This is a genomic window from Galbibacter pacificus, from assembly GCF_029603165.1.
GTDB lineage: Bacteria > Bacteroidota > Bacteroidia > Flavobacteriales > Flavobacteriaceae > Galbibacter > Galbibacter pacificus.
This window is the reverse complement of sequence record NZ_JAQSVC010000001.1, coordinates 600,343-626,986: the sequence shown is the minus strand read 5'-3', so window position 1 is coordinate 626,986 and position 26,644 is coordinate 600,343. Positions and strand designations below refer to the sequence as shown.

Annotated in this window: 22 protein-coding genes; 8 read left to right on the top strand and 14 right to left on the bottom strand. The window is 40.3% G+C overall.

Features of this window, described 5'->3' with window-relative positions; translation table 11 throughout:
• Positions 1–261: 261 nt before the first annotated feature.
• The 6 genes from PSF86_RS02505 to PSF86_RS02480 all read right to left on the bottom strand — a co-directional run bounded on the left by PSF86_RS02505 (position 262) and on the right by PSF86_RS02480 (position 3,970).
• Positions 262–1,170 (bottom strand): pirin family protein, encoded by a 909-nt coding sequence (locus PSF86_RS02505; RefSeq protein ID WP_277898483.1) that lies wholly within the window; start codon positions 1,168–1,170, stop codon positions 262–264.
• 1 nt (position 1,171) lies between these two features.
• Entirely contained in the window at positions 1,172–1,477 is a 306-nt protein-coding gene (locus PSF86_RS02500; protein WP_277898482.1) for a phosphoribosylpyrophosphate synthetase, read from the bottom strand.
• Positions 1,478–1,484: 7 nt separating this feature from the next.
• Positions 1,485–2,060 (bottom strand): TMEM175 family protein, encoded by a 576-nt coding sequence (locus PSF86_RS02495; protein WP_277898481.1) that lies wholly within the window; start codon positions 2,058–2,060, stop codon positions 1,485–1,487.
• A complete protein-coding gene (locus PSF86_RS02490; protein WP_277898480.1) occupies positions 2,057–2,374 on the bottom strand; it encodes a GNAT family N-acetyltransferase in 318 nt (105 codons plus the stop codon). The genes PSF86_RS02495 and PSF86_RS02490 overlap by 4 nt, the downstream gene beginning before the upstream one ends.
• Positions 2,375–2,428: 54 nt before the next feature.
• Positions 2,429–3,307 carry a pirin family protein gene (locus tag PSF86_RS02485; RefSeq protein WP_277898479.1) on the bottom strand — a complete coding sequence of 293 codons (879 nt, stop codon included), beginning with the start codon at positions 3,305–3,307 and terminating at the stop codon, positions 2,429–2,431.
• Positions 3,308–3,373: 66 nt separating this feature from the next.
• Positions 3,374–3,970, bottom strand: coding sequence for a Crp/Fnr family transcriptional regulator (locus PSF86_RS02480; RefSeq protein WP_277898478.1), 597 nt, complete (start codon positions 3,968–3,970; stop codon positions 3,374–3,376).
• Positions 3,971–4,271: 301 nt separating this feature from the next.
• On the opposite strand from PSF86_RS02480, the gene PSF86_RS02475 reads away from it, so the two are divergent.
• Together PSF86_RS02475 and PSF86_RS02470 are read left to right on the top strand one after the other, a co-directional pair.
• Complete coding sequence (locus PSF86_RS02475; protein WP_277898477.1) at positions 4,272–4,772, top strand: hypothetical protein; 501 nt, start codon at positions 4,272–4,274, stop codon at positions 4,770–4,772.
• On the top strand, positions 4,773–5,744 hold the full coding sequence (locus PSF86_RS02470) for a WD40 repeat domain-containing protein (RefSeq protein WP_277898476.1): 972 nt from the start codon (positions 4,773–4,775) through the stop codon (positions 5,742–5,744). It abuts the gene before it with no gap.
• A 44-nt stretch (positions 5,745–5,788) separates the two neighbouring features.
• Here the strand turns inward: PSF86_RS02470 and PSF86_RS02465 are convergent, their stop codons facing one another.
• The gene (locus PSF86_RS02465; protein WP_277898475.1) at positions 5,789–6,634 is read right to left on the bottom strand and encodes an RteC domain-containing protein; all 846 of its coding nucleotides are present in this window, start codon (positions 6,632–6,634) and stop codon (positions 5,789–5,791) included.
• A gap of 300 nt (positions 6,635–6,934) precedes the next feature.
• Between PSF86_RS02465 and PSF86_RS02460 the strand changes: the two genes are divergently transcribed.
• The 5 genes from PSF86_RS02460 to PSF86_RS02440 all read left to right on the top strand — a co-directional run bounded on the left by PSF86_RS02460 (position 6,935) and on the right by PSF86_RS02440 (position 11,050).
• A complete protein-coding gene (locus PSF86_RS02460) occupies positions 6,935–7,093 on the top strand; it encodes a hypothetical protein (RefSeq protein WP_277898474.1) in 159 nt (52 codons plus the stop codon).
• A gap of 123 nt (positions 7,094–7,216) precedes the next feature.
• Positions 7,217–9,238: a tetratricopeptide repeat-containing sensor histidine kinase gene (locus PSF86_RS02455; protein WP_277898473.1), complete on the top strand. Its 2,022-nt coding sequence runs from the start codon at positions 7,217–7,219 to the stop codon at positions 9,236–9,238.
• Between the two features lie 7 nt (positions 9,239–9,245).
• On the top strand, positions 9,246–9,923 hold the full coding sequence (locus PSF86_RS02450; RefSeq protein ID WP_277898472.1) for a response regulator: 678 nt from the start codon (positions 9,246–9,248) through the stop codon (positions 9,921–9,923).
• 203 nt (positions 9,924–10,126) lie between these two features.
• Positions 10,127–10,588 carry a MauE/DoxX family redox-associated membrane protein gene (locus PSF86_RS02445; RefSeq protein ID WP_277898471.1) on the top strand — a complete coding sequence of 154 codons (462 nt, stop codon included), beginning with the start codon at positions 10,127–10,129 and terminating at the stop codon, positions 10,586–10,588.
• A 198-nt stretch (positions 10,589–10,786) separates the two neighbouring features.
• Complete coding sequence (locus tag PSF86_RS02440) at positions 10,787–11,050, top strand: DUF6520 family protein (protein ID WP_277898470.1); 264 nt, start codon at positions 10,787–10,789, stop codon at positions 11,048–11,050.
• A gap of 115 nt (positions 11,051–11,165) precedes the next feature.
• On the opposite strand, the gene PSF86_RS02435 is transcribed toward PSF86_RS02440, so the two are convergent.
• Genes PSF86_RS02435 through PSF86_RS02425 form a run of 3 tightly spaced genes read right to left on the bottom strand, consistent with a single transcriptional unit; the run spans position 11,166 to position 18,496 of the window.
• Positions 11,166–14,033, bottom strand: a complete 2,868-nt coding sequence (locus PSF86_RS02435; RefSeq protein WP_277898469.1) for a M16 family metallopeptidase — start codon at positions 14,031–14,033, stop codon at positions 11,166–11,168.
• Between the two features lie 15 nt (positions 14,034–14,048).
• The gene (locus tag PSF86_RS02430) at positions 14,049–15,467 is read right to left on the bottom strand and encodes a RagB/SusD family nutrient uptake outer membrane protein (RefSeq protein ID WP_277898468.1); all 1,419 of its coding nucleotides are present in this window, start codon (positions 15,465–15,467) and stop codon (positions 14,049–14,051) included.
• Between the two features lie 11 nt (positions 15,468–15,478).
• Complete coding sequence (locus tag PSF86_RS02425) at positions 15,479–18,496, bottom strand: SusC/RagA family TonB-linked outer membrane protein (protein ID WP_277898467.1); 3,018 nt, start codon at positions 18,494–18,496, stop codon at positions 15,479–15,481.
• 1,205 nt (positions 18,497–19,701) lie between these two features.
• On the opposite strand from PSF86_RS02425, the gene PSF86_RS02420 reads away from it, so the two are divergent.
• Positions 19,702–20,175 carry a hypothetical protein gene (locus PSF86_RS02420; RefSeq protein ID WP_277898466.1) on the top strand — a complete coding sequence of 158 codons (474 nt, stop codon included), beginning with the start codon at positions 19,702–19,704 and terminating at the stop codon, positions 20,173–20,175.
• Between the two features lie 294 nt (positions 20,176–20,469).
• Here PSF86_RS02420 and PSF86_RS02415 read toward each other — a convergent pair whose 3' ends face one another.
• The 4 genes from PSF86_RS02415 to PSF86_RS02400 form a co-directional block, all read right to left on the bottom strand.
• Entirely contained in the window at positions 20,470–21,384 is a 915-nt protein-coding gene (locus tag PSF86_RS02415; RefSeq protein ID WP_277898465.1) for an NAD(P)/FAD-dependent oxidoreductase, read from the bottom strand.
• Between the two features lie 156 nt (positions 21,385–21,540).
• Entirely contained in the window at positions 21,541–22,806 is a 1,266-nt protein-coding gene (locus PSF86_RS02410) for a DUF4374 domain-containing protein (RefSeq protein WP_277898464.1), read from the bottom strand.
• Between the two features lie 63 nt (positions 22,807–22,869).
• The gene (locus PSF86_RS02405) at positions 22,870–24,126 is read right to left on the bottom strand and encodes a DUF4374 domain-containing protein (protein WP_277898463.1); all 1,257 of its coding nucleotides are present in this window, start codon (positions 24,124–24,126) and stop codon (positions 22,870–22,872) included.
• Between the two features lie 31 nt (positions 24,127–24,157).
• Complete coding sequence (locus PSF86_RS02400; RefSeq protein ID WP_277898462.1) at positions 24,158–26,533, bottom strand: TonB-dependent receptor; 2,376 nt, start codon at positions 26,531–26,533, stop codon at positions 24,158–24,160.
• Positions 26,534–26,644: the final 111 nt, after the last annotated feature.

Genomic DNA, 26,644 nt, shown 5'->3' with positions numbered 1-26,644 from the left:
TTAAAAAACGTAAAGGAAATAAATCCGTAAACTGAAGGTAATTACGAACTTATTTCCTATTATCGAAGTATTTGCAATACGTTCCATATACGGGAAAGGTCCCCGGTGCTTGTACGTACAGCAACGGGCATACCGTAAAATTACCACCAACCGCCATGGGATACTACCATACTTTAAGCCATTTATTTTTACTAAAGGGTATTGTCCGCTACAATGCCTGGTCTCTTCCCCTGTTCTCCCTCTTTTTTTCGGGTCAATGTTTTATCGTTTACTCTTGATGGCCTTGGGTTCAGGCAAGGGCACAAATTCTTTGTCATCATCGGGTATTTTTGGGAAAGCTACTAAATTTTGATTTTTCCAATTTTCTTTGGCACTTTCCAAAACGGACCTGTCAGAGTTTACAAAATTCCAAAACATAAAACGTTCCTCTTGAAAAGGCTCCCCTCCGAACAGGTAAAGTGTTGTCTGCCCATTGGTCTCGAATTCACATAAGGAAGCATTTTTGGCTATCATTAATTGTTTGCTACCGTAGTCATTGCCCTCGATTTTTACCGTCCCGTCAAGAACGTACATGCCGACTTCTCCAAAAAGCCTATTGCCGATATCTATTGTTTGCGGCTTCTTGGTTTTTATTTCTATAAAATACATAGGACTGTGCACCGGAACGGGCGATTCCCTGTCCTTTATCGACCCGGCAATCAGTTTATAGGCAACCCCTTTATCTTCCCAGGCAGGAATGGCATCTTTATCTATATGAAAAAAGGAAGGTTCGCACTGTTCCAAATGTTTTGGCAATCCGATCCATATTTGAAATCCGTGCAGGTACGTATCCTGCCCCCTTAAATATTCGGGTGTCCGCTCCGAATGTACCACTCCTTTTCCCGCAGTCATCCAATTAACCTCACCGGGTTTTATTTCTATTGAATTGCCCAGACTATCACGATGAAATATCGCACCGTCAAATAAATATGTCAACGTGGAAAGTCCGATATGCGGATGTGGCGGGACATCCAAATTTTGATATTCTTTTAAACAGGCGGGGCCCATATGGTCTATAAATAAAAATGGGCCGACTGCTCTTTTTTGTCTAAAGGGAAGCAGCCTGCCTACCATAAAATTACCGATATCGGCTGCTTTTTCTTCTATAATGAGACCTACGTTTGATTGCATATCAGGCAAATTTTAATTTGGATAACATTTGATCGGCAATACTATCTGAGTAAACCCCATAAGCATTGACCATGGTTCCTTTTAACCCGTACTTCTCAGATGAAATGGCATAGAGAATGGAAGCATTCTCTGCGCTGGAATCATCCCCTTCGATACGAAACCATTTATCTATTTCAAATTCGTCATGAAAGACCTTATAGGCTCCCTCGCGACATTCAAGGCAATTTTCCTTTAGGTTGAAATCTTCTACATAACCTTGCTCCTTTAAGCCGTTTATGCCTTCGATCAAATTGTTGTAACTTTCCATATCCTTATCATTTTTTTAGTTGATTTTCAATGCGTTTATCCGGTATTAACCAAATGGCCGCAACTACAATAAAACAGATTATCCCCATAGAGGGATAAAATACCGCCAATACAATTCCGATCAGATATAACACTACCGAGGCAGCTTCCTTTCTTTTACCGGTCAAGGCGGAACCTATAACAGAAGATTTCCCGTCAGAGCCCGTACTGGCATTTTCCAATAGTGCATAAGCAATGGCGCATAATAACAGATTCATGCCATAGAGAATTACCGGATTTTTCTCAAAATGGTTTTCTCCCATCCAAGCCGTTGTAAAAGGAACCAATGAAAGCGTAAAAAGCAATAAGAGGTTCGACCATAGCACCTTACCATTTACCCTTTGTATGGCCTGGAACAGATGGTGATGGTTGTTCCAGTAAATACCGAGATAGACAAAACTTAAAAGATATGACATAAATTTAGGCAATACGGCCGATAAATGGTCCCAGCTTGCACCCTCCGGAACTTTCATCTCTAACACCATGATGGTGATTACAATGGCCAAAACCCCGTCACTAAAGGCTTCCAATCTGTTTGTTTTCATAATTTATCGTATGCGTTAAATCGTTTATCCACGATACGTTTCCATTGAGGGTTCTTCTTTATATAAGCAAATACATAAGGGCAAAAAGGCAGCAATGTTTTATTGTTTTGCCCTAACCAATGTAATGTTTTTTCAACTACGGCAGAAGCTGCCCCCGTACCGGAGAGTTCCGGTGCTGCTTCGGTATGTACCAGTGCTATTTGGTTTCCTATTTCGCCATAATTAATAAATGCAAAATATCCATCTACTTCCATCTCGAAGCGCTTTTTTGTTTCATTTTTTACCAGTGGTATATTCTTGAACCGTTCTTTCATATTTTTTAGATAAAATGAGCTGTCAGGCCTGTCCCCGACAGCTCCTGTTATAACTTAATCTTCTAAATAACCGAACTTCCCTGTATTGAAATCGTTGAAAGCTTCGACCAATTCCTGATGTGTGTTCATCACAAAGGGGCCGTGTGCGGCTATAGGTTCGTTTAATGGAGCACCGCTTAATACCAATACCACGGCATTTTCGGTAGCTTCAACGGTAAAATCTTCTCCATCATTGGCCATTAACGCCAAATTATCGGCAGCAACCGTCTCGGTTTCATTTAGGAGTATTTCCCCCTCGATGATTAAGAGTGCGGTATTAAAGTCCGGGGGCAGCTGAAATTCGGCTTTTCCGCCCTTGTTCAAACGGGCGTTATAAATATGCAAGGGGCTAAAGGTGTCAGCACTTCCCTTTATCCCTTTGTATTCCCCTGCGATGACCTCCACCGTCCCTGCATTGTCCGCAAGCCCGACTTTTGCCATTTCACTATTTACAATCGATTGGTACTTCGGCCTGCTCATTTTATCCTTTGCAGGGAGGTTTACCCAAAGCTGCACCATCTGGAAAACACCTCCTTTTTTACTCCACTGGGTTTCATGGTACTCCTTGTGCAGCACGCCACTTGCCGCTGTCATCCATTGCACATCGCCCTCTCCTATAATACCCCCGCCACCCGATGAATCGTGATGTTCCACCTTTCCATGATAGGCGATGGTAACGGTTTCAAACCCCCTATGGGGATGGACACTGACCCCTTTTGGCCTTTCAGAAGGGGGAAACTCAAATTTTGCATTGTAATCCAACATAATAAACGGGTCCATCCGTTTCATATCCATCCTGGGATAACTCGGTATAAAATTATGTACCCTAAATCCGTCACCCACAAAGTGGGGAGCGCTTGGAGTAGCTATCATTTCAATAGTTCTTGGTTTCATTTTTTCTCCTTTTTTGATTTATAGAACAAATTTACAGTGGCTGCTTCCGACCTGCATTGATGTAGGTTAAGAAATAACCTGTTGTTCTTTGGCCAGTTCCTTTCGTACCCGGCTCAGGCTTTCTGGCGTTATGCCGAGATAGGAAGCAACATAGGTTTGGGGAACCCTAAGCAAAACATCGGGATACGATCGGACGAAATCCAGGTATCTTTCCCGTGCGGTATAACTTTGCAATTGCGTCACACGTTTTTGCAGGCCCGCAATATGCCTATGCAGCAACCGTGTATTTAATTCAATAAATGCAGGATTGCTTTTTGATAGCCTTTCAATTAATTCCCTTTCGACAACAAGCACTCTGGCATCCTCTATTGCCTGAATGAAGTAGGAAGAAGGCCTGTTCAGATACTCACTTTCCCTATTGGAAACAAACCAATTTTCAGGGGCAAATTGAAGTATGTGCTCCTTGCCTTTTTCATCGATTGAAAATTGTCTGAGCAGGCCATCTTCCACAAAATAAGAACTACCGGTGGATTCACCCTCACGCAACAAATAATCCCCTTTATCGACAGTCCGTTGACTGCAATTGGACAAAAGCTCCTGCGTCGGCGGTTCAAGCACCTCCATGTTACTGGTCAGGTATGTTTTAAACCTAAAAATCTTCATTTTTTAAATTACAGTTTCCATAAGAATACTAAAATACGCTTTATCGTCTATATTTTGAAAATAAAAGGCGCTTTTCACAGGTATTATCTGTAAAAAACAAAAAAGCGCCCTATTATAATTCTGCCTTATCTATTTTTTGAGAAAAAAAAGAATTTTGATATTTGTGCCGAGTATTCAATCCTTGTGATATCAAAGGGAATCGGATCGGCTGTCTTTTTAAAATCGATACGTACCGAATCTTCCTTTTTTAAATTAGGATGTAACATTATTTTAACTAACTCGTCTTGAAAAAAAACAACGAATGAAAAATAGGACACTTAAATTCCTCTTATTTCTTAACCTGGCAATTACTATAGGCCTGGTTATTTATATGGCAAACAACCGGAAGGTAGAAATCGACCTATCCAATGAAATCCTAAAGGTCAAAGGTCTGGTAGTTACTGATTCTACAGGTGTTGCAAGGGTTATTATCGGATCCCATCTCCCCCCTGCCCAATCCTTTGGTTATCGATTTTACAGGGGTGACAATTCAGGGGTCTCCGGGGTCATGCTCTATGATCACGAAGGACAGGAAAGGGGCGGTTATGTGACCGATGATTCCTATGGGAACGTATTTTTGACCCTTGACTCCAAAATATCCCAACGGGTGTTGTTTATGGCAGAACCTCAGGGAGCGGCCACCCTTAAGATGTGGGGTAAAAATGCAAATCAGATCAATCTCGGGACCTCAGACGATGGTACCTGGATGGATGTTTTAGATAATGGGAACAGACAAGAGTTAATCAAAACCGATCAACAATAAATGAAATTTTATAAAATAGCTACCTTAGTGTTTCTATCCCTGCTTTTTACGAATTGCAAACAGAGAATCACCATAAAGAAAAGTAAATTCACGGGTATCAATCCGGTATCCTATACCGATGTTGTGTTTACATCAAGCCGTGATACCGTATTTGTTTCAACCTATGATGGGAAAATATATGAGCTCATCAACCAAAAAAACAACAGAAAACAAATAGCCGCTATTGATGATGAGATATACAACATGGCCTACAATGCCGAAAAAAATGAAGTGTATGCCGCTACATTACATCTTGGTATTGTCGTTATTAATACTTTAAGCGGCGCGCTTATCAAAAAAATACCACTGAAAGCAAGCTGGGCATACCAGCTTTGTTACAATCAAAAAAACGGTATCCTGGCCACTTTTGATTTTAAGGGGAACCACTATATATGGGATACAGAAAATGATTTTAAACAATTGGACACGCCGGCTGAATTAAAACAAATGCGTCCAAAACATATCACCGATAACGGGGATATTTACTTTGACGGGCGTATGAATAAGATCCTCGTATGGAATTATAAAACAAACGAAATCAAACAACATACGATAAAAGGGAAGCTGGCCGATGTCGATAGTGAAGCTAATTTTTTATTAATCGACGGCAAGGAGTTCGGATATTACAATACCGCATCAGATAGTTTATATTATTCAAAAAAACACCCCGACTGGCCGATTTATCTCGCTGATAAAGATACCACGGTGAACGTGCCCTTGAACCTGGAAGTGATTACAGGCTTGATGACCAAGGGTCATCTATATACCTATGGCCTGGACAAATCGATCAGGAAATGGAACAAGCCGTCCGGGGCGATTGTAGAAACATACTCAAAACATAGGGCGACCCCGAGCGCCATGGATATCACACAGGACCGATCACAACTGGTAACCGTTGACCTTAAAGGCGGCATCGAATTTTGGGACCTATAAAGCCCTCGGGGATATTGTGACAGTTGCTGGTCCCCTCACCTGGCCTATAGGGCATCATCCGCATCCATGCGGTCATTGAACCGGTCGATCAGTTCCTGTAAAAAACGGGCCCGGTTTCCCTTTCGGGCCTTTATATCGGAATAACTTTTATAAACGGTATCCATCCGTATATCAAATAACCTTTCAAAGGCTGCAGTAATCCCCTTTAAGTCCTTTCTCCCGTGATTAAATACCCCACTGGAATACAGGGCATAGATAAGTTCTGTTAAGGCAGCTTTGGAAGCGGTCCAGGACAACCTTAGGTCCGGAAGGGATGTGGATGCCAGCTGTGTGCGGTTTGTTGCCCTTATCTTTTTCATTTCTTTTTTTAGATAATCAATTAGCATGTCATGGCCTAAAATAATGGCCACCACATTATCATGGCTGGTAGAGAATTCACTGTCCATAAAGGAGCCTAACGCATCCGGGGCCATGCGGATGTTCGATTTATTCCTTAAAAAAAATACGTCGTCAAAGATGGTCGCTCCCCTTCTGTAATAATTGTAAAATTCGATATTATCAGTGAAATAGGACTGTAGTTCTTTTATCGCATGTTGTAAATAACGCTTTTGAAGTTTGCTGCTGCTCATTGGCCGTTTACTCTCCAGGTCATATAACTTTGTATAACAGATGAACCTGCTCACGGCACGCGGTTTAATCCGTCGAAAAAAATCTTTTTCTTCCGCTTTATTAACAAAATCCCTTTCCAAGACCATTCGCCTAATCCGCCCTACAATCCCTTTGGTAATCTGAATTCCTTTTTCCGCTCTTATTAATACGTCATTTTCATTGATTTCCATTTGATTTAGCTGATTTTCCAACTCATTGAGCAATTTCTCATAATCATTCATATACAGGTAGTTTTTTGCTTTATGAAAAGGCCGGGGGTGAGGTTCAAAAAAAATGAAGGAAGGAATTTAAGGGCTCCAATTTACCTTTCTATGGGCAATAAAAATTATATGTAATGATCCTTTTTTTTATCTGTTTATACCAGTGTTTTAACATTTTCTCCATCTACTTTTATCACATTGAAAGCCGCTTTTTATGTATGGGCAAATATCGCCGCTCATACCTCCATAGTGCACTACGGATTAGCAATAGGCCGCATTGACGGCCCTGACATCTAATGATCCTTTTTAAAATATTAAATCATGAAAACCGTAGGCACGATACTGCTTTTGGCAGTGTCCATGATGGTCGTACAATCCTGTACGCCACCAGAAGACCTTGCCGATGAGCAACAAACCTCCAGCAATATATATGCTACTGGGGATGAAGTGAGTATTCCACCCGATAATGAAAAAGATTGAATACCGATTTTAGTAATGCGGATCGGTACATTTTAATTAATCTTTATATCCGGAAAAAGCCTTCAACTGTATTTGTTGAGGGTTTTTTTATAAATTTGTTTTTGCAAAATATTCCAAATCTTTTTGATTGCTGGTAGACTAACATACTGTTACTGTGTTTTTCTTCTTGTTATTGTTGTTTCTTTTTTTTCTTGTAACCAAAAAATATCCAAAGAACAAGACCATGAGGACAAGGTATCCCTATGGCTGCATCAAACACAGAACGACAACCACTCGCTCACTAAGAGAAAGTTTTATTTGGACAGTGCTTATACCTATGCCAATACCCTTACCAATGACTCCATAAAGAAATCGTATTTGGCGACCATTGCCTACCGGGCCTTTCAACTAAAAGACTCCGTACTTTTCATGGCTGCGAATCAAAAAACCTTGGATCTGGCTACTAGCTATGGGGACAATACGGTCAAAGCAGATGCTCATTGGAACTATGGCGCATTTTACCTTCAAAAGGAATGTTATGATAGCGCCTACTATCACTATAATGAGGCCCTGAACCTTTATCAAAGAATCCCTGCTCCATATTATACCGGTAAAATGCTGTATAATATGGCCATCGTACACAGCCGTATCAAAGATTATACGGCCTGTGAAGTACTTCTTTTCCAAGCTATTACTATCCTGGAGCCGCTTAAAAAACACAAACAGTTATACTATTGCTATAACCTATTGGGAATTGTCTATTACGAGCTCAACGAACCTGAAAGGTCTATTGAATATTACACAATGGCCATGAACAATCTCAGGAAAATAGGCTGTACAGAGCTTTTAAATGCCCATCTAAACAATAACCTGGGGATTCTTTTCCAGGACCAGAAGCAGTATGACCGCTCCCTTTTTTACTTCGATAACGCTTTGAGGATGTTAGATTTAAAAACCACAGACCCCGCTTTATATGCCCGTCTTAAAGACAATGTTGCCTATACCCGCTTATTAATGAAAGATCCTACCATAAATGAAAATGATTTTTATCCGGCTCTGTATCTACGCGATAGCCTAAATAAACAGACCGGTGTTGTGACCAGCATGCTGCACCTGGCGGCATATTTTGCATTTAAAAAAAATACGGAACGGGCCATTTCACTGGCTAAAGAAGCATTACAGAAAGCAAGAAAAATAAAAAATAACAGTGAAACCCTAAAAAGCTTGAAGTTTCTCTCTAAAGTAGACCCCTCTTCGAAGAGCTCCTATCTGGAGGAATTTTCAATCCTTACCGAAAGGATTCATAACCATGAGAGAAAGGTACGTAACAAGTTTGCCCGGGTTCGATACGAAACCAATAAGTACATTGAAAGGACCAAAACGCTCACTACCCAAAGATTGTGGATCATTTCTGTTTCGGTTGTGGTCTTTATCCTTCTGGCAACCACGTATTTTTATTACCGTGAAATTGCCCGTAACCGGATGTTGCACCTGGAGAATCAACAGCAGCACATACGCAACAAGCTCCTTTATCAGGAAAATCAAAAGCACAAGGCCCTTCAAAAAGAACGGGAACGCATATCAAAGGTATTGCACGGAAAGATATTGGGAGATATGGCAGGTTTCCGTATCAGTTGGTTCAGGTTACCACTGACCGGTCCCCCTGAAATAATGCAGGAACATAAGGAAAATATAGAGAAACTCCGGGAATACGAGCAGCAAATACGGGATGCCTCGCATAAGCTCCATAAAATGGCTTCGGCCATTGAAAATAATTTTATAGAGGAAATCGAGAAACTAATCCAAACCCGGTGTAATACCATAAACCTGAAATATTACTTAAACAACGATAGCGGTATCCCCTGGAAGGCAGTCCCGCTAATGATCAAAAACCACCTTTATAACATCATTGAAGAAGGGGTCCGAAACTGTATCATACACGCACAAGCCAAGCACCTAAAGGTATGTTTATCCTATCGGGAACCGGAAATACACCTAACCATGGCAGATGACGGAAAAGGAATCAAGAAACAGGAAACAACGCATGGTATCGGCCTTTCCCATATTGAATCCAATGTAAAAGAACTCAATGGGCGTTTTGTAATTGAATCCAAACCGGGAAAAGGAACGATCCTCCACATCCGAATCCCCTTAACTAAAATATAACCGAATTATGAAAAAAGAAAATTATAATGTAGTACTATTGGATGACCATCGGATCTTCACAAGAGCCATTCGTGACACGCTGATCGATGTGGCCGATCATAAGCTACTCAATCTGAACATCATAGAGGTGCATTCCTCTGATGAAACCCTTGCGGTATTTAACAGGGTATCGTCCCTTTACAAAATAGATTACCTCTTTTTGGATATTAACCTGCCCCCGTCTTTGGACAATAAGATAATATCGGGAGAAGACCTAGGGCTTAAAATACGTAAGGAGTACCCGGAAACCCGAATTATCATTGCAACCACTCACAACGAACCTTTTCGCATACACAATATTCTGCAGAGCATTAATCCGGAAGGTTTTATGGTAAAAAATGACTTAAAACCGGATGAACTGAACAGCAATTTAAGCCTTGTTTTAAATAACGAGCCCTATTATAGTCCCAGCGTATGGCTAGCTATGCGCTCCTATGTGGCAAAGACTTTTACCATTGATGAACATGATCGGCGAATACTCTATGAACTTTCCCAAGGTGGCACCCTTAACGACATGGACGAAATCATCCCACTGGCACATTCCACTTTATTAAACCGTAAGTCCAAGTTGCGGACATACTTCAACGTGAAAGGCAGAAATGATCGTGAACTGGTACGCAAGGCCAAAGAAATGGGGTTTATTTAAAAACCGTCCCCCTCGGTCCTTAAAAAGACTGCTCTGCGCCTTCATCTGGACATACAACACCTTAAAATGTTAAAAAACGGCTTATAATTATACCTTTTGAATAAAAAAAGTATTCGGAACGGATACCGGCTTTAACATCCGGGATTGTAACTTTATACCATGTAAAAGCTGCCCCCCGACTACTCGATTAAATTCAAAACGCTATGAGAGCAAGGTATCCATATGAATTCGTCGGTAAACATCATAAGTTATTATTGGAACTTATCGTTTTCCTTTTTGTACTGCTTTTTGTCTTTACGGGAGCGACCAAACTTATGGAAGGGGACCGTTTTTTCAATAACCTGAACAACTCCCCTATTATCCCCGGCAAAGCAATAGCCATTGTGCTCAGTTGGGCGGTACCCCTCTTGGAAATTGCAGTGGCCGCCCTTATCGCTTGGCCCGCCACCCGGCTCAAGGGCCTTTACAGCGCCCTTGCCCTTATGGCCTTTTTCACCCTTTATGTAGCGGGCATCGTATTTTTCAGCCCCTATGTCCCATGCTCCTGTGGCGGGGTGATCACGCTGTTATCCTGGCCGCAGCACTTGGTGCTCAATACAGTGCTCATCTTACTGGCTATAACCGGTATAAGGCTGTACGGGAAAAAGAAACCAACGTTCCCCTAAAGTATGTCGGGGCAGCAATACGGACCCCGATGGACCGTCCCGTGTATTCCCCCGTTCCTGCTCGATTGTTTAAAAGTCCGCCTTGACCCTTTCTAGGCGCCACGATATTTTGTTGCGCAACAAAAGCAGGGAAGAAAACGCCGAAAACCTGCCCCCATAGAAGTAGGCATAGTATTAACAATTAAAATTATTTTAATCATGAAAAATTTAAAATTAATGTTACCGATGTTGGCCTTTATTATGGCCATTGGAATGTCGTTTGCGTTTGTGGACGCAAATAAAACCGTTGTACAAGGATATTATGAAGCATCTCCGGGAAATTGGCAATCAGTAAATGTTGATTGTGAGGGCTCCAGTGATTGTAAAATAAGATTTTTGCCCGACCCAACGATTTATAAAGTTTATGCAACCCCTGATACTTCACAGCCACTTGATGGCTCTGGTGAAGTAGTGGATCTCTAATTTTCTTGAATGAGAAAATTTTGTTTAAATGGAGTACGCTGCGGACAATTATACTGCAGTGTGCTCCATTTTTAATTAATTTTATGTCTCTCTTGAATCGATAATCTTATTTTATTTATTCTGGAGGCACCATCTTAAATTCAAAAGGCTCCGATATTAACCACTTTTGTGCTGATTCCTGTAAATCTTTTAACGAAAGTGAACCCATGTAATCCCGAACATCCGATATACCTACCCAGGGATATCCGTATTTATAATGCAAATACATCTTTTCTAACATCTCCTTATTGGTTTCTATATCACTTACCGGCATTAATCTCTTCTTAACCGCTTTAAATAACTTTATCTCTGTTGAAGGCGATTTTTTTAGATTTTCTATAATTTGCTTTGACTCCATAACCAGTCGATCTACATCCTCTGGGCTACATCCAAAATCAATGGAAAACTTATTATACCCAGATACCCCGTCATTGTTGTCATTACTTACAAAAGCCACATAAGGCCCCCCTTTTTCCGAATTTTTTCTCAAATGCTTTAAAAATGAATATTCCAGAAATCTGGAGAGTAACATTAATTTTGTTTTCTCTTTCCAGTCCAGGGAGATCTTGTCCAAAGGGGTAACATATACCATACGTACCCGTACGTTATGTATGTTTTTTCGAGCAGGGAATATTTTAATAAATGGAGCTTCGGGAATATCCTCTTGAGTTTTTAAACCCTGTTCACATTCGACATGTTCGGTAGTATTTGGTATATTTCCCAGGTACTTTCTGCACAAAAGCAAGAGTTCTTCTTCCTGAAAATTTCCAGAAAATAAAAACGTAAAATCCTGTACATTTCCGAATAATTTGTTATAGATGCTATAAGCTAGCCGCATATCGGTATGTCCTACCCCTTCCATTCGTTTAGAGCCTTTAGGAAGAAATAAGCTATCATTCAATACATTTTTAACTGTTGTTATAAGGTCATCTTGAACAAGATCGTTCAAATATCTTTTCGGGGCACTCATCTTCCAATCCTCATATGCCAATTCATTATAATTTGGGGCCGTGATATAAAGATAGGTTAATTGTAGGGCCGTTTCCAAATCTTTCAATGTTGTTGTGGTACTCCCACGTATCCCGCTCTCCTTATACCCTATATAAGGGGTCACATACTGTTTAAAACCTTGATTGGATAAATATCTTTCTATGTCAAATTTATCCTTTCCGCCAACACCCGAATTTTTAATTATTCCAGGTGCATTAATGGCAGAAAAATAATCTTTTTTAGAAAAACAGCTCGCCCCATTAGAAACAAAACCTTTAAATATAACAGATTCACTACCTCCCAAAATATCGGGGGCGGGTTTAAAGGAATTGAAAATCAACTTAACCCCATTACTTAATAAGTATTTCTTTATACCGGGAATGTCGGTAGTCCCTTCTTTATAGTCACAGCATTTTAACCCTGAAACTTTTATCGGATCCATTAATGTTGACGGGATAATGGGATCGGTATATGGTATTGTTTTAGAAGTATCGGCTTCAAAAAACCAGTTTCTAATTGTTTTTTCCGTGTAAGAAAGGGCCATATTGGCTGTTGGAGCAATTAAACCAATATCTTCCGGTGTTTTATTGATACGATCTTTGAAAAAATTGTTGACTTCTTCCAAGGTAAGATTATTTAATATCTTTTTTAAAAGCCCAATTTTGTTTTGTGGCAATCCCTTACCATAAACAAAATGATTCCGAAATTCTTCCCTCCAATAGGAAACGGCTGTAGTATCCGACTTTTTCAAAGATTCAAATAAATCCGTTTTTGTCTTATTAAACTCAGTATTCGTAAAACCATATGCTTTTACCTGTTTTAAAGTTTTTAAAGCCTCAATTACCGCTAATCTTTCTTGATTTCCATATGCGCATATATTAATTTTAAACGCCGATGGATACTCTGAAAATTCACTGTAAATATCAAAATGGTTATTATAAGACCATTGCATTTGCGTGTACCTGGCATTGAGCATTTTAATAAACAGGTCTCTTTTCAGGCCATTTTTAAGCCCTTTTATGGTCCCCCTTTCCTTTTTTTTATTTTCTCTCATGTACAGACGAAGGAAAACGGGTTCAGTTATGTTCTCCTGCGGTAATATTTCCCGTTCCAGTCTGACAAATCTCATATCCCCATTCAGGTAACTTTCATTACAGTCCAAACGTGGTCTCGGTTTTTTTATAGTTTTAGAAGCAGAAAATTTTTTCTTTATCTCATTTTCCAAACCATTGATATCTTTTATGTTCCCCATAATGACCAATGCCATTAAATCTGGACGGTACCAATCGTTATAAAACCGTATCAAACGCTTATGTTCAAAGGTGTTAATATGATGAGCATAATCTTTGGGGAACTTTCCCCCGCATCCCATTAATCTCGAATCCAAAATATGGTTCATGCTGGTTACGGAAGTCTTTCCTCCCCTAAATTCGGATTCATCCAAAAACGGAGAACGTTCGCTATCTATATAGATCGGTTTAAATTCTAAATCCCAAATAATATCCCGAAATAAGCGAAAAGATACTGTTTGAGCTTTATGGTTATGATTTGGAAGAATAAACCTAAACTCTGTATATTCCCCTGATGTCAGTGCATTAATGGCATTTGGCTTAATACCTAATTGATTGAACAATTCCGATCCATACAGCATTCTAGTCGATATGTGCTTGCCGGCTTTTAACGCTATATGTTCCATAAAATGTGCAAACTCATATTGATCCGGGTCTTCCTGGTTAAACCCGGCCTTAACAATAAGCCTCATGTCTATTTCTTTAGATGCAGTATTAATGGATTTGATATAATAAGTAAGCCCATTGGGTAATCTCCCGTATCGTATACCGGGATCTAAGGGTATGGTATCCCGATAGGTCAATGAATACATCGGAAGAGAGCTCCAAATGAAAACATTAATAAGTAATTTGAAAAAAATATCTTTTATGATCTGATCCTTCATAATATTCAGCTGAATTTAATATCCATTATTTTGTGTCAGGTTCGGGTTTTTACTTATTTCGCCCTCCGGTATGGGATATAATGCATCCAGGTCCTGCCAGGATGTTTTTATGGGGCTTAACACGGTTGATATCCTTCCGGTACGTTTTAAGTCCAACCATCGATGCCCCCACTCGGTAAACAGTTCCCTTCTTCGCTCGGCACTTATAGAGTCTAACAAGGCCTTTTGATCGATTCCGGGAGCTATATTTGAAATTAAGCTTAGATTAGCCCGTTCCCTGATCCTGTCCAGATCAGCTATAGCTCCAAGCAATTTACCCTGATGTGTACGCGCTTCACATCGTATAAGATATTGTTCGGCAAGTCTTAAAACCATGGAGTATTCTGTAATCTCTCCAGAAGAAGCATATTTTACCTTGTATTTAAAAGGATGGTAAAATGTATTGCTTTCTGTAGAAAAGGTATGTATCCAACTAGTGAGTCGAGCGTCTTCCTTAGAGAAGGATTCCACAAAATTGTTTGATAACGAAACTGGTGTAGCGTAATTAGGGTTTTCTAATATAATAAACAGGTTGCCTTCTTTAGTATGTGCCAACGAGGATCCAGAGCCTATTGGGGATATCTGCCAAATGGCTTCTTTGCTATTGGCCAAAAAAACCCGACCCATATCATCCAAAAGTTCGTAGGTTTGAGATTCCAAAATAACTTGGTTGCTCAAAGTTTCGGCACGATCCCAATTCCCTTTGTATAAATGCACCCTTGCCAGTAAAGCCATAGCAGTAAACTTATTGGCTCGTGTACGTTCACCGTCTTTATAGGTATTCCCCAAAACAGCTACAGCATTCTCCAAGTCGTCTATCATGAGGCTGTATATTTCATCTATAGTATTTCTCGATGCCAAGGCATTTTTCCGGTAATCCGGGGTTAGTATCAATGGAACTTCGCCATATAAATTAACGAGGTAGAAATACACGAAGGCACGTACAAACCGTACTTCTCCCGTTAGTTGAACTTCCATTTCTGCCGAGACCCCCTCAGATTTTTGCAAACCGTCCAATACGGCATTGCACATGTAAACAATGTTGTATGCGCTGGACCAGAGATTGAGGTTGGAAGAATTTTGAATAGAAATTTTATTTTGTTCGTATTCAATCAAGTCATCGTCCAATATGATGGTCCGAAGGTTATCTGCAGATAGCCCTGCCAGCACTTGGGTCGAATTTCTTCCGCCTCCTGAAAAATAAGATCGAAACAATTCATTATATATGCCCACTACGGCACTGTTTGCCGTAGTGTTATCATTAAAAACAGTCTCACTCACAATTTTATGCTCCGGGATTTCTACATCAACAAAATCTTCACAGGAAGAAAGTAAACTACAAAGCAGGACAAAAAGTGTCTGATACAGATAAATATCGAATAATTTAAATTTCATGTCGTTAGTATTTAAAGGTTTAATTGGATTCCACAAGTAACCGTTTGTAATGGGGGCAAGACTTGTCCCCCTTGGGGATCCAAACCGTTATAATCTGTAATTGTAAATAGGTTTTGAGTATGTACAAATAGGGTGCATTTCTGAATTTTATACCTATTTAAAATGCTAGGCGGAAGTTGGTAGGACAAAGACAACGTTTTTAATCTTAAAAAAGAGGCATCCCCAATGGCAAGGTTACTTTTTATAGCATTGGAGTAAGCCCGGTTTGCTGTGGTCAATTGCGATAATTTTTGAATACCAGTGACATTTTCACTTCCCGTCCAGGCATTAAGTACGTCGGTCGATTTATTTCCATAAGTTCCCGGAGCAGTTAGTGCAGCTAAATGAGTGTAATTATCTTGCTTTATGAACTCGAACAGGAATTGTAATGAAAGCCCTTTATAAACAATGTTATTACTAATTCCCCCATAATATTTCCTGTCAAGGTTTTTTATAATGGCACGATCATCAAAATTATATTTGCCGTCTTCATTGAGGTCCTTTACCTTATATAGCCCGGTTTTAGGGTCAATACCGTCATATTGATAAAGTAGGACGATGTTTAACGGCTGTCCTACCTTATATTTATTCCTGTATGAAGTTTGATCGAGATTTTTAAATGCTACTAATTCCGTTTCAGGAAAAGTAAGGTTTAAAAAGGTCTGCCAGCTAAAGTCTTTAACATTGAAATTAATTGTGGATAGCTCTATCTCCCATCCCGTATTCTGAACGGTTGCGGGAAGGTTGGCTTGAACGGAAGTAAAACCTGTTATCGCAGGAAGAGGATACCCGACCAGTTGATTTGATGACCTATTTTTATACCAGCTAATGCCTAAATTTATGCGATCCCTAACGAACCCCAATTCAAGTGCCGTCTCTAATTTCTTATTAACTTCCCATGAGTAATCGGGATTGGTAAGTTGCGTGGGGTACAACCCTCCAGGGCCAGGAGTGGGCTGGTAAGTATCCAGATAACCATAATCGGGTATCTGGTCACTTCCGGTGGTTCCATAACTTCCCCTTAACTTCCCAAAGCTTAAAAAAGGAAGGAGTCTTTTAATAAGCCCTTCTTCGGAGAATATCCAGGCGCTGCCAACGGCACCAAAATTGGCAAAACGTTTATCAGGCCCAAACCGGGAAGAACCATCCCTTCTGCCAGTTAGGTTGATAAAATATTTTTTATCCCAATTTGCCCCCAACCGGCCAAAAATGGCATTATAATTATATTCAATATTTTCATTTGCTTGCACCTGGACCTGATCAGCAGCGGCCAGGTTTCCCATCAAATTCTCATCACTATAACCGGTCCCCACCGAAAGTAAAAGATCGTTTTGACTATTTTGAAAGGTAAAACCTGCTAATGTCCTTAAATTAAATTTTCCAAAATTTCGTTCATATTGGATCTGAGGCTCAATGATCCATGATAGCCTTTTGACAAGTGAGTGGGTAGAAGATGAATTCACCACATCCCAATATATGGGATTGTAAGCCAATTTAGGTGTTTTAATGACCTCTTCGTTATTGAGGCTGGAATATCCTAAACTTGCTTTTAACTTCAATCCCTTCATGAACTCATAGGAGGCCCCCATATTAGATAGAAGACTGTTGGTTTTAATTTCCTGGGGTTTATATAACTCGGAAAAAGGATTTCCCCATATCCAATCTGTCCAATTCAGACTACCATCCCCATTATATATGGCAGGGCCGTTTGGGGGTAATGTTAAGGCATAATTTATTAAATTAACACTGTTAAATAACGTGTTATTGTCTATACCATAATTTATAGATAAATTGATATGAAACTTTTGATTTATGGAACTATGATTTAAGCTTAAATTTGCTGTAAACTTGTTATATCCAAAATCTCCAGGAAAAACCGTACCCTCTTTATGATAAGATCCGCCCAACAAAAAAGAGGTGGTCTCGTTCCCACTGGATATTGCCAAATTCGTATCGGTCACCTCCGATGCTCCTCCAAAAAATACATCTTGCCAATCTGTATAACGCTGTTGGTCCTCCCACAATAAGTCAGGGGCATTTCGTTGGGTAGGTTCAACCCCGTCATTTTCGAATGCCTTTTTTCGCATAGCTATATATTGCGGGGTATTTAATAGTTTCATTCTGTTAGGAACAATTGAGATTCCCGAATATAGTTTAGTCTCAAATCGAAGTTTTCCATCATTTCCATGCCCCTTCTTGGTAGTTATCAGCACTACTCCATTAGCACCCCGGGATCCATAAATAGCCGTGGCATCGGCATCCTTTAAGATTTCTATAGTCTCAATGTTTGACAGGTTTAATGAGCTAAGAGGGTCGATACCGGCCACGTCAGTTAATGCCCCACTACTTCTTACAGGACTGGAATTAATGGGCACACCATCAACAATGTACAGGGGATAATTTCCATCGTTGCGCAGACTGTTCGTTCCGCGTATACGAATACTCGGCGCTAATCTGTTAATTCCGCTTCCTTGCTCTACTTCCACGCCGGGTATTCTGCCTTCTAAAGCCTGCAATGGACTCACAATGGGCTGCAGCTCGATTTCCTCAGAGGTCACCTTGGCTATGTTCCCTGTCCGCTCCCTTTCTTTTACCGTATAATACCCGGCATTGACCGTAACGGCACCCAGATCCATTACGTCCTCTTCCAGCACCAGGGAAAGTTCCGCCGAGCTTCCCACGGCAACCTCCAGTTTCTTGAACCCGATATAGCTCAGTATCAAAACATCGGAAGGGGCGGCCTCCAGGTAAAAGGTCCCTTTTTCATCCGAAAAAGTGCCACTTGATGAACCTTTTATCCCTACGTTCACTCCCTGAATGGGAACACCGTTGGAATCGGTGACCGTCCCCTTGATCCGATGCTGATAGGCAGCCAAATCAAACAAATTAACATCCTTGATATTCCCGAAGAGGGAATAGATGCCCGTAAAGAAAATGAGAAGGGCAAATAAAAGGATGCAACTATCCTTTATATTATATTTTTTTTGCATAATTTTGAATTGTTATTAGTTAGACTTCGTTTAATTGATACAAAGGGCTTCTATGGTCTTCCACAACTCAGGAAGCCCTTCTTTCTTTTTGGTTTTAAGCTGATATGTATATTTTTTACTCCTTATATACTTCCATTTTTAATAGTTAAACAATGGCGTTTTCATGCCTAAACACGAAGACAAAATGTCGACGTAAAAGGAAACAGAAAAGCCTTAAAATTTCGTTCTAAGCTTGCTAATATTTGACATGCCAGATAGCATGATTCGTGAAGTGTACAAATTGATCGATATCAGAAAATGGCTAACTAAAATCAATAATTAAGATGTTGCCAATCGAACAATAGATAAGGCTTAAACAGGTTTTTTTGGTATTTTCCTAAATAATAAGTAAAAGCCATTAATTAATATTTTTCTTAAATAAAAAAGCATCATTTTTCAGTGTTTTTAACTGGTTATTAATGATTTAAGAAAACTCTATGTTTATAAACCGATCCCACATGCTATAAGAATGCAAAGGTGAATTTGCATGAAAGGGAAAAAGGGACTACATTTATATTTGTTATTATCCGATAGATATAGCCGTCTTGCATCTTGTGGCAAACACAAGCGTTTCCATAGGCATGGTGTCGGTGCTACCGAACAGTAGCCATTAGAATATATACCCTTAATTAAAATGGTATGGTTTCTAATTTTGATTTCGGTTTTTAATCTTTTATTTAGGTGCATATTAATGTTTTGATATGGATTCAAGGAATTTTGTCCGTTTGGCACCAACATAGTAGACAACTGCTGCATATGATTTGCAGTAAAGAAGCTTTGATGGATTTGCCTTACTCGATTTCATAAATGGTGTTATGATTAGCGAGTCTCTGCTGTATAATACAAAAAGGCTGGGGCTATGTCCTGCCTTTGTCCAGGCACTAGCACTAGCCCCAAACCCGGCATTCGATAGACACCCAGCCCAAAGAATTGTGCAAAGATACACAATAACTTTAGACATAGGTTTTTAATCTACCGCCTCGGATTTGAGTATGAATGTGCTAGTTTCGGACTCAGAGGCTCTTAAAAACTCATGCTCACCTATTTGGTGATACGTTTTTTAGCTATATCGTACCAACTTTTTTGTTGGTTTTGAACAAATATAAAAACAATATACATAAACAGCAAATATTTTTGCTGTTTATTCAATAAAAAGTTATAATATATTGAATACTAGTAAATTAAAAACAACATATTTTTTAGATTTTGTTCTAAAAATTATATCTAAAGAATATAAGGGAAAGTCTAAGCGAGAACTAGAAACTTATGTTAAGGATATTCTTGGCACGAGGAAACATGTTTTAGCGGAAACTTTTTACTATGTATTGCAATTGTTAAACTTAAATATTGATGTCTTGTGTGATGAATTATTCAAAAAACATAAGTTCACATTACTTCACCTAGAGTCCGATTCTAATAACAAGTTAAAGGACTTTTTGTCTCCCTTTGTTCAGGGTACAAAAGATATTGCCTCTGCTGCAAATATTGAGAATACAAGATTGAGCAGGTTGCTAAGCGGTGAATTTATACATCTGTACCCAAATGAAGTCTATGGCCTCGCCAAATCCCTCAGCCTTAAACCAAGCCAGCTCTTTCATTACTTATACGACGACGGAAAACGGCCAATTGTTGGAGTATAATGGGTAAAGGGGAAGAGTAATATTATATATAATTTGCTCTTTCGACCGGTTTCTTGTTTTATGAGTTTGATTGGTATCTATAGGCATCATTATGACCTAACTCCCAAAGTGGATTTTTTATATATTATGTGTTTCTGGTAGGAACAGAACTTTATATATTAATAAAACGGTAAACTTCATATTATTGACATAATTAAAAATCCTGAACATAAGGATTTATTTCTCATTTGTATGGGTTCTCTCCATACGTTAAATAACCAACTTCATACATTACCTATACATATATCATTTATATTATCGATCAAACTTCTCCCCTACCAATTCCATATTGACCATGGCACCGGTCAGGTTTCCTGTATATACGGCATTGGCGACCGATCGCATTCCTGTTGAATTATCGCCACAGGCATAGATATTTGCCACGGAGGTCTTTTGCATTTGATCAATCTGGATGTAGCCGTGCTCGGTGATTTCACAGCCCAAGGATTCCGGGATGTCCGAATGTTGAACAAACGGGACCTTGGCATATAAAGCTTTAAGCGAGACCTTGGTCCTATCGGCAAGTACTACATTTTCAAGGATCCCATCGGTATGTTCCAATGCCTTTACTTCGGTTTCCACGATAGGTATTCCACGCTTGCTTAACTTTTGAAGCGCTTCGCCCGTAAAATCAGCTTTTCCATTGGTAAATATGGTTACGGAACCGGTAAGGTTTCTTACAAGACCGGCCAAATGTACGGCCCCCGGACCATTGGCTAATATCCCTGTTGGCTGCGCTTTGTGCTCATAGCCATGGCAATAAGGACAATGGATAACGGTTTTGCCCCAACAGGCTTTAAAACCTTTTATATTTGGCATTTCATCCTTTATTCCCGTGGCAAAGATCAATTTTTTTGCCTGAAACTTATCACCGATCCCGGTCCCGATTTCAAACCCGTCTTTTATTCTTTTTCCCTGAAGAGCCTTTCCTTTATAAAAAGTTACCGTTGGGTAATTGAGTACCTGTTCTTTGGCAAGGGCCGTGATCTCATTTGGGGCCTTACCGTCCTGGGTCAAGAAATTATGTGAATGCGGGGTTTGTATATTACAGGGCCTCCCGTTATCTATAATCAAGGTTTTTTGCAATGAGCGCCCCAAAGACATGGCCGCTGAAAGCCCTGCATAACTTCCCCCGATAATAATAACAGCGTATTTTTCCAAATGGTTCATATCGATGAATTTTATAAATGCTTATATAAGCAAAGATACGAATAGAAATCATTATTGCGACTACATCGCAATAAATATCAGGACAGCCCTAAAAAAAAGCAGCTTCGTTTGTGAAGCTGCTTTACCAACAATAAAAATTATGCATTAACTTTGCACTTACTCTACAGGGTCCAACCTGTTTATCGCTGTAATTTGTCCTCCTTCTACTTCCAGTCCCTGCGTTGCACTTGCTCCGGCAACATCAATATTGTATATAAAGCTTCCGCCTTCGGTTGTTACGCCAACAAAAACAGTGCTTTCGTCTTCAGAAACATAATTGTCCATCCCTTTGGTAACATTTAGGATTGTTTCTGGGCTTGGCATCCCGGTTACCCATTCCAAGGTTTGATTATACAGGTCGATGACCGCCAATCTGTTTCCGGTTGAGTAGGCAGAGGTTTTCTCATCCATAAGTATTCCAATGGCCTTACCGTTCCCTACATAAATATGATCGGTAATATAGGCCCCGCCCGAGGCTGCTTCTATATCAAACAAATAATCCTGGTCGAATTCCGATGTACCGCTTTTAATTCTTGTAATGGCCGAAGGCTTGGTAGAAGTCAACTCACCGTTGGTAGTTGCTACTGAAGCTGAAAAAGCATAGGCATCCCCGTTTTCATCTACAGAAAGTCCGTTGTCGAAATATCTACCAATATAACTTGTACGGTCGTCGTGAATAACGGTTTCCAGCTCCATTTCCGGATATGAATACACCGCTATATTGGCCTCATCAGGATAATCTGTCCCAAAAGTATCATTGCAACATGCCTTTACCGTAAAATATGGCAAATACACCTTGTCGCCAACCTGGGTAATCCAGGAAAAGAAAGCCAATTCCCCATTTTCTTTATCGGCTAGTTCCTGAGTGTTGATTTGACCTTCCCCGGTGAACTGAGAAGTTTCTGTATCCAGTTGGTACCAATACGCATAGGGGGATTCGGCATTTCTGGAAATCTTGATCATGAGGATATCATCATTTACGGGGGCAAAAGCCTGAACGGTCTCTGATTGGAAATCAGAAATCTTCTCCAAATTGCTTTCAGCGTTTAGTTGATAGGTAGTTACCGCTCCCGGATTCCCCTGCCCATATAAAAGACTGAAAAACTTATTGTTATGCGTTACATAATAACGGTACGTTCCGTCTTGCTCAATACCATTTCCCTCGGTAGTAATACTTCCTTGCGTAAGGTCGTCCGTGGTTAAAATGTAATCGGCTACCCCTTCCGAGGCGGTTGGCGTGGCCGTGATTAAATATTGTGACTCGGCCGCCGGGTTTTCCCCACCATCATCAGGATTTCCTGCATCGTCGTCACTACTACATCCTATAAGGGTCGTAGCCCCTAAAAATATTAATCCAAAGTAAAAATTAGATTGCTTGATCATTGTATAAAAATTTAAAAATTCAATTATTCAGTTCTATATATTGCTTTAATGTATGTTGCCTCTTTATTGTTGAGCTATGTCCAGCTTACTAATGGCACTGATGACGCCACCTTCAACTTTTAATCCTTTCTCGGCCGTGGCATTTAGTATGTCAATGGCATATACATAGCTTCCATCTGACTCGGAGGTTATGCCCGTATAAATGGTCGTTCCGTCTTCGGATACATAATTGTTCCTTGCCGTAACATTGGTAACCGTTGTATATTCGGGCAGGCCTTCAATCCAAGTAAAGGACTGATTATAGACATCGATAACGGCCAAGCGCCTTCCCGTATCATATTGTGATACTTTTTCTTTTTCCATAAAGCCTAAAAACTTACCGTTGGAAACATAGTAATGATTGGTCAGGTAATAACCACCGGAGGCCTCTTCAAGGTTAAAAAAGTAATCGGTGTCAAATTCCAGGGAACCGCTGGTTATCTTGGTAACGGCCGATGGCTTGGTAGAAGTAAATTCGCCGTTGCTCATTGCTACCGAAGAAGAAAAAGTATAGGCATCCCCCTTTTCATCTACCGAAAGTCCGGTATTGGCATACCTTCCTATAAAGCTGGTACGATTATCGTGAATAACTGTTTGCAGCTCCATTTCAGGATATGAATACACGGCAATATTGGCCTGGTCCGGGAAGTTGGTCCCATCGGCATCATTGCAACAGGCCTTAATTCCGAAATAGGGCAAAAAAACCATATCACCGACCTGTGTTATCCACGAAAAATAAGCCAACTCTCCGTTGTCTGCCAATACTTCGGTATTTATTTGTCCTTCATCCACAAAAGTGGATGTATTGGTATCCAGACGGTACCAATATGCATAAGGCGACTCAAGATCTCTGGAAAGCTTTATCATAAGGACATCATCATTAACCGCTGCGCGTGCCTGAACGGTCTCCGATTGAAAGTCAGATAATTTTTCCAGTTCCCCATCTGCATTTAATTCATAAGTGGTAACCGCCCCAGGATTTCCCTGACCATATAAAAGACTAAAGAATTTATTGTTGTTGGTCACATAATACCGGTAAGTGCCATCTTGTTCTATGCCGTTTCCTTCGGTGGTAATACTTCCTTGGGTAAGATCTTCTGTTGTTAAAATGTAATCGGCCACCCCTTCCGAGGCCGTTGGATTTGCGGTAATGATATATTTTGAAGTAGGCACGGGCCCTTCCCCACCATTATCCGTTGCACTGTCATCATCACTACTACAGGCACCTAATAAAATAAGTGCATTTATAAATAGGTAAGTTGTGAATAGTTTTTGTTTCATAATGCCATTTTTTTTAATCGATTGGTTTTAGTTAAAAAAAGGTATACCTGATCTTTCCGGTAAAACTTCTGCCGGGTTTTTGCAAGCTGAAGTTATCGTACAACTTTTTATTGAAGATATTCCGGCACTCAAAGGTGAACTGTAAATCCTCTTTCCAGGTATAGGTAATATTGAAATCCTGTGATATCTGCTCTGGAATATCGAACTTATCATCGCCTAAACTTGGCCAATAGAGGTAAAATGCGTGCACATACAGCATATTATATCCAATAGATAAAAGGTTGCCCGTCCCCCCTACATTTTGGAACGTATAACTCATATCTGCATTTCCATAGAGATATGGCATGTTTGGAATCCTGTCCCTGTACACGACACTTTCGGTAGTCTGCCCGCCTTCGTACTTTGTATTGTTCCGTAAGTTCTGATAGGTAACGTTCACCCCGGCACTAAATTTTTCCCTATACTGATACCTAATTTCCGATTCGATCCCTAAATTGGTAACGCTCCCCAAATTATCCATTACCTGCATGGTCTGGTTGTTGTTTAAAACAGGGCGGATAAAATCGCTGGCATCCCTGTAAAAACCATTGGCATTCAAGTTAATGTGATGTTGGGTCCCCATATGCCACCAGTAGCTGGCCCCCAAATTGTAATTATAACTTTGTTCGGGTTTCAAATCAATATTCCCCTGCAGGTTGACAAGGTCGCCATAGAGCTCCTCCGTCTCGGGCATACGGTAACTTTTTTCAAAAGAGGCCTTTATTTGGAAATCATCGTTAAAGAAGTGGGTCAGGGCCAGGCCATAGCCCAGATAACTGAACTTATTGGTCTGGTCCCTATAGGCTATGTCCCCATAGTCGCCGGATGGGTTATAGGATTGACTGAATTTATTCTGCTGGAAATACTGCTTGGCAAAAATATTGGCACTCCAGTTTTCGGCCTCATACCCATATCCCAGCCCGAGAATGTTCTTAATGGTCTTTCGCGGTTGTTCGTATATCTCACTGTCGGGGTCCAGCTGGTCTTCTCCTTTCCTGTTAAAGGTATTAAAGGTGTTGCTCAGTGAAAATTTGTGGTTTTGGGATAATTCATAATCAAAACTTGCCGTTGCAATACCCGTGTTGTTCCGGTATTCATATAAAGAATAAGAGCGTTCCCCGCCGGGATTGTCATATTCTTTATATTGGCCAAACCAATTGTATCTTCTATGCAGCGTGTCTATATTTTTTTCCTGTCCAAAATTATAATTGGCATTCAAGCGGACGTCCAGCCCATTGGCTATAAAGTCTTTTTTAATGTATTTCAAACTCGGCATAAGAATGTTCCCTTTTCGGTGCCAGGCCCCGAATACACTTACAATACGTGCCCCTGTCTGAATTTCCCGGTAACTCGATCCGGTAGTTACCCCCAGTAACAATTGGTCTGCATACGATTTGTTGACGACCCCGATATTGGCAATGACCGTTTCATTATGGTATTTGTCGTGAAAGCGCTCCACGGTTTGATCCGGATAGTATTCCCCGGTATTGATGTCTGCTACATCTACCGTAACATCATAATTGTTGTCCGAATAGTTCTGATAGGCATTTAATTGTGCCGTAAATCCAGATTTAGAAACATAAATGGCATTTACCATGGAACGGTGCGTATTAAAGGAACCATAAGAATAAGAAGCATCCAAATGGCTTTTTTCATAGGTATTGGTAATGATATTTACCGCCCCGCCCAAGGCATCGGCACCCAGGCCAATGGGGACCACCCCCTTGTATACCTCTACCCGCTCCGCCAGGTTTACGGGAATGTTATTAAGCTGAAAGGAAGACCCAAAATTGTCCATGGGAATACCGTCAATAAAAAAACGTACCTGTTTCCCCCTAAAACCGTTCAGGGAAAAATTCATCTGGGAACCCACCCCGCCGCTCTCCCGCACCCTGATCCCGGATGTTCTGTCCAGGGCATGCCCGAGGTCCAAAGTCGTATTGTGCAATTTCTTGGCATCGATCACATTGACGTTAAAGGCCTTTTCCTTAACCTGATTGACGATACTTTTTCCCGAGACCACCACTTCATCAAGGTCGTATGAAGATTCTTCCAACACAATATTATACGGGCTTTCACCAGTTTGACCCAGTTCGATTGGGACCCTTTTTTCATCGAATCCCAAATAGGTCACCCTAAGGGTATAGGACCCGTTGCCAGTACCGATACTCAGCTGAAAATATCCCTGTTCATCTGTCGACACCCCTTTGTTAAGAGGTTCTACCAATACCGTGGCCCCATAAATAGGCTTATCGTTTGTATCTTTTACAACGCCGCTTACGGTCGTTTTTCCCTGCTGTGGAAAAGAAAAAAAACCTAGCAGCAGACTGCCTATCAATATAATAGTACGGGGGATGAGGGTTTGCATTTATTTTTATTTAGACTTAATTAATATAAATTTTATGCGAAAGTATAATATTAAACAGGGTCCCCATATACGCAAAGCGGATAAATACCTACGTAATACGGAATAATTGAC

Bases quoted from the DNA above. Each gene is read 5' to 3' on its own strand.
- PSF86_RS02505 (WP_277898483.1), bottom strand. From the start codon at position 1,170: ATGCAATCAAACGTAGGTCTCATTATAGAAGAAAAAGCAGCCGATATC.
- PSF86_RS02500 (WP_277898482.1), bottom strand. From the start codon at position 1,477: ATGGAAAGTTACAACAATTTGATCGAAGGCATAAACGGCTTAAAGGAG.
- PSF86_RS02495 (WP_277898481.1), bottom strand. From the start codon at position 2,060: ATGAAAACAAACAGATTGGAAGCCTTTAGTGACGGGGTTTTGGCCATT.
- PSF86_RS02490 (WP_277898480.1), bottom strand. From the start codon at position 2,374: ATGAAAGAACGGTTCAAGAATATACCACTGGTAAAAAATGAAACAAAA.
- PSF86_RS02485 (WP_277898479.1), bottom strand. From the start codon at position 3,307: ATGAAACCAAGAACTATTGAAATGATAGCTACTCCAAGCGCTCCCCAC.
- PSF86_RS02480 (WP_277898478.1), bottom strand. From the start codon at position 3,970: ATGAAGATTTTTAGGTTTAAAACATACCTGACCAGTAACATGGAGGTG.
- PSF86_RS02475 (WP_277898477.1), top strand. From the start codon at position 4,272: ATGAAAAATAGGACACTTAAATTCCTCTTATTTCTTAACCTGGCAATT.
- PSF86_RS02470 (WP_277898476.1), top strand. From the start codon at position 4,773: ATGAAATTTTATAAAATAGCTACCTTAGTGTTTCTATCCCTGCTTTTT.
- PSF86_RS02465 (WP_277898475.1), bottom strand. From the start codon at position 6,634: ATGAATGATTATGAGAAATTGCTCAATGAGTTGGAAAATCAGCTAAAT.
- PSF86_RS02460 (WP_277898474.1), top strand. From the start codon at position 6,935: ATGAAAACCGTAGGCACGATACTGCTTTTGGCAGTGTCCATGATGGTC.
- PSF86_RS02450 (WP_277898472.1), top strand. From the start codon at position 9,246: ATGAAAAAAGAAAATTATAATGTAGTACTATTGGATGACCATCGGATC.
- PSF86_RS02445 (WP_277898471.1), top strand. From the start codon at position 10,127: ATGAGAGCAAGGTATCCATATGAATTCGTCGGTAAACATCATAAGTTA.
- PSF86_RS02440 (WP_277898470.1), top strand. From the start codon at position 10,787: ATGAAAAATTTAAAATTAATGTTACCGATGTTGGCCTTTATTATGGCC.
- PSF86_RS02435 (WP_277898469.1), bottom strand. From the start codon at position 14,033: ATGAAGGATCAGATCATAAAAGATATTTTTTTCAAATTACTTATTAAT.
- PSF86_RS02430 (WP_277898468.1), bottom strand. From the start codon at position 15,467: ATGAAATTTAAATTATTCGATATTTATCTGTATCAGACACTTTTTGTC.
- PSF86_RS02425 (WP_277898467.1), bottom strand. From the start codon at position 18,496: ATGCAAAAAAAATATAATATAAAGGATAGTTGCATCCTTTTATTTGCC.
- PSF86_RS02415 (WP_277898465.1), bottom strand. From the start codon at position 21,384: ATGAACCATTTGGAAAAATACGCTGTTATTATTATCGGGGGAAGTTAT.
- PSF86_RS02410 (WP_277898464.1), bottom strand. From the start codon at position 22,806: ATGATCAAGCAATCTAATTTTTACTTTGGATTAATATTTTTAGGGGCT.
- PSF86_RS02405 (WP_277898463.1), bottom strand. From the start codon at position 24,126: ATGAAACAAAAACTATTCACAACTTACCTATTTATAAATGCACTTATT.
- PSF86_RS02400 (WP_277898462.1), bottom strand. From the start codon at position 26,533: ATGCAAACCCTCATCCCCCGTACTATTATATTGATAGGCAGTCTGCTG.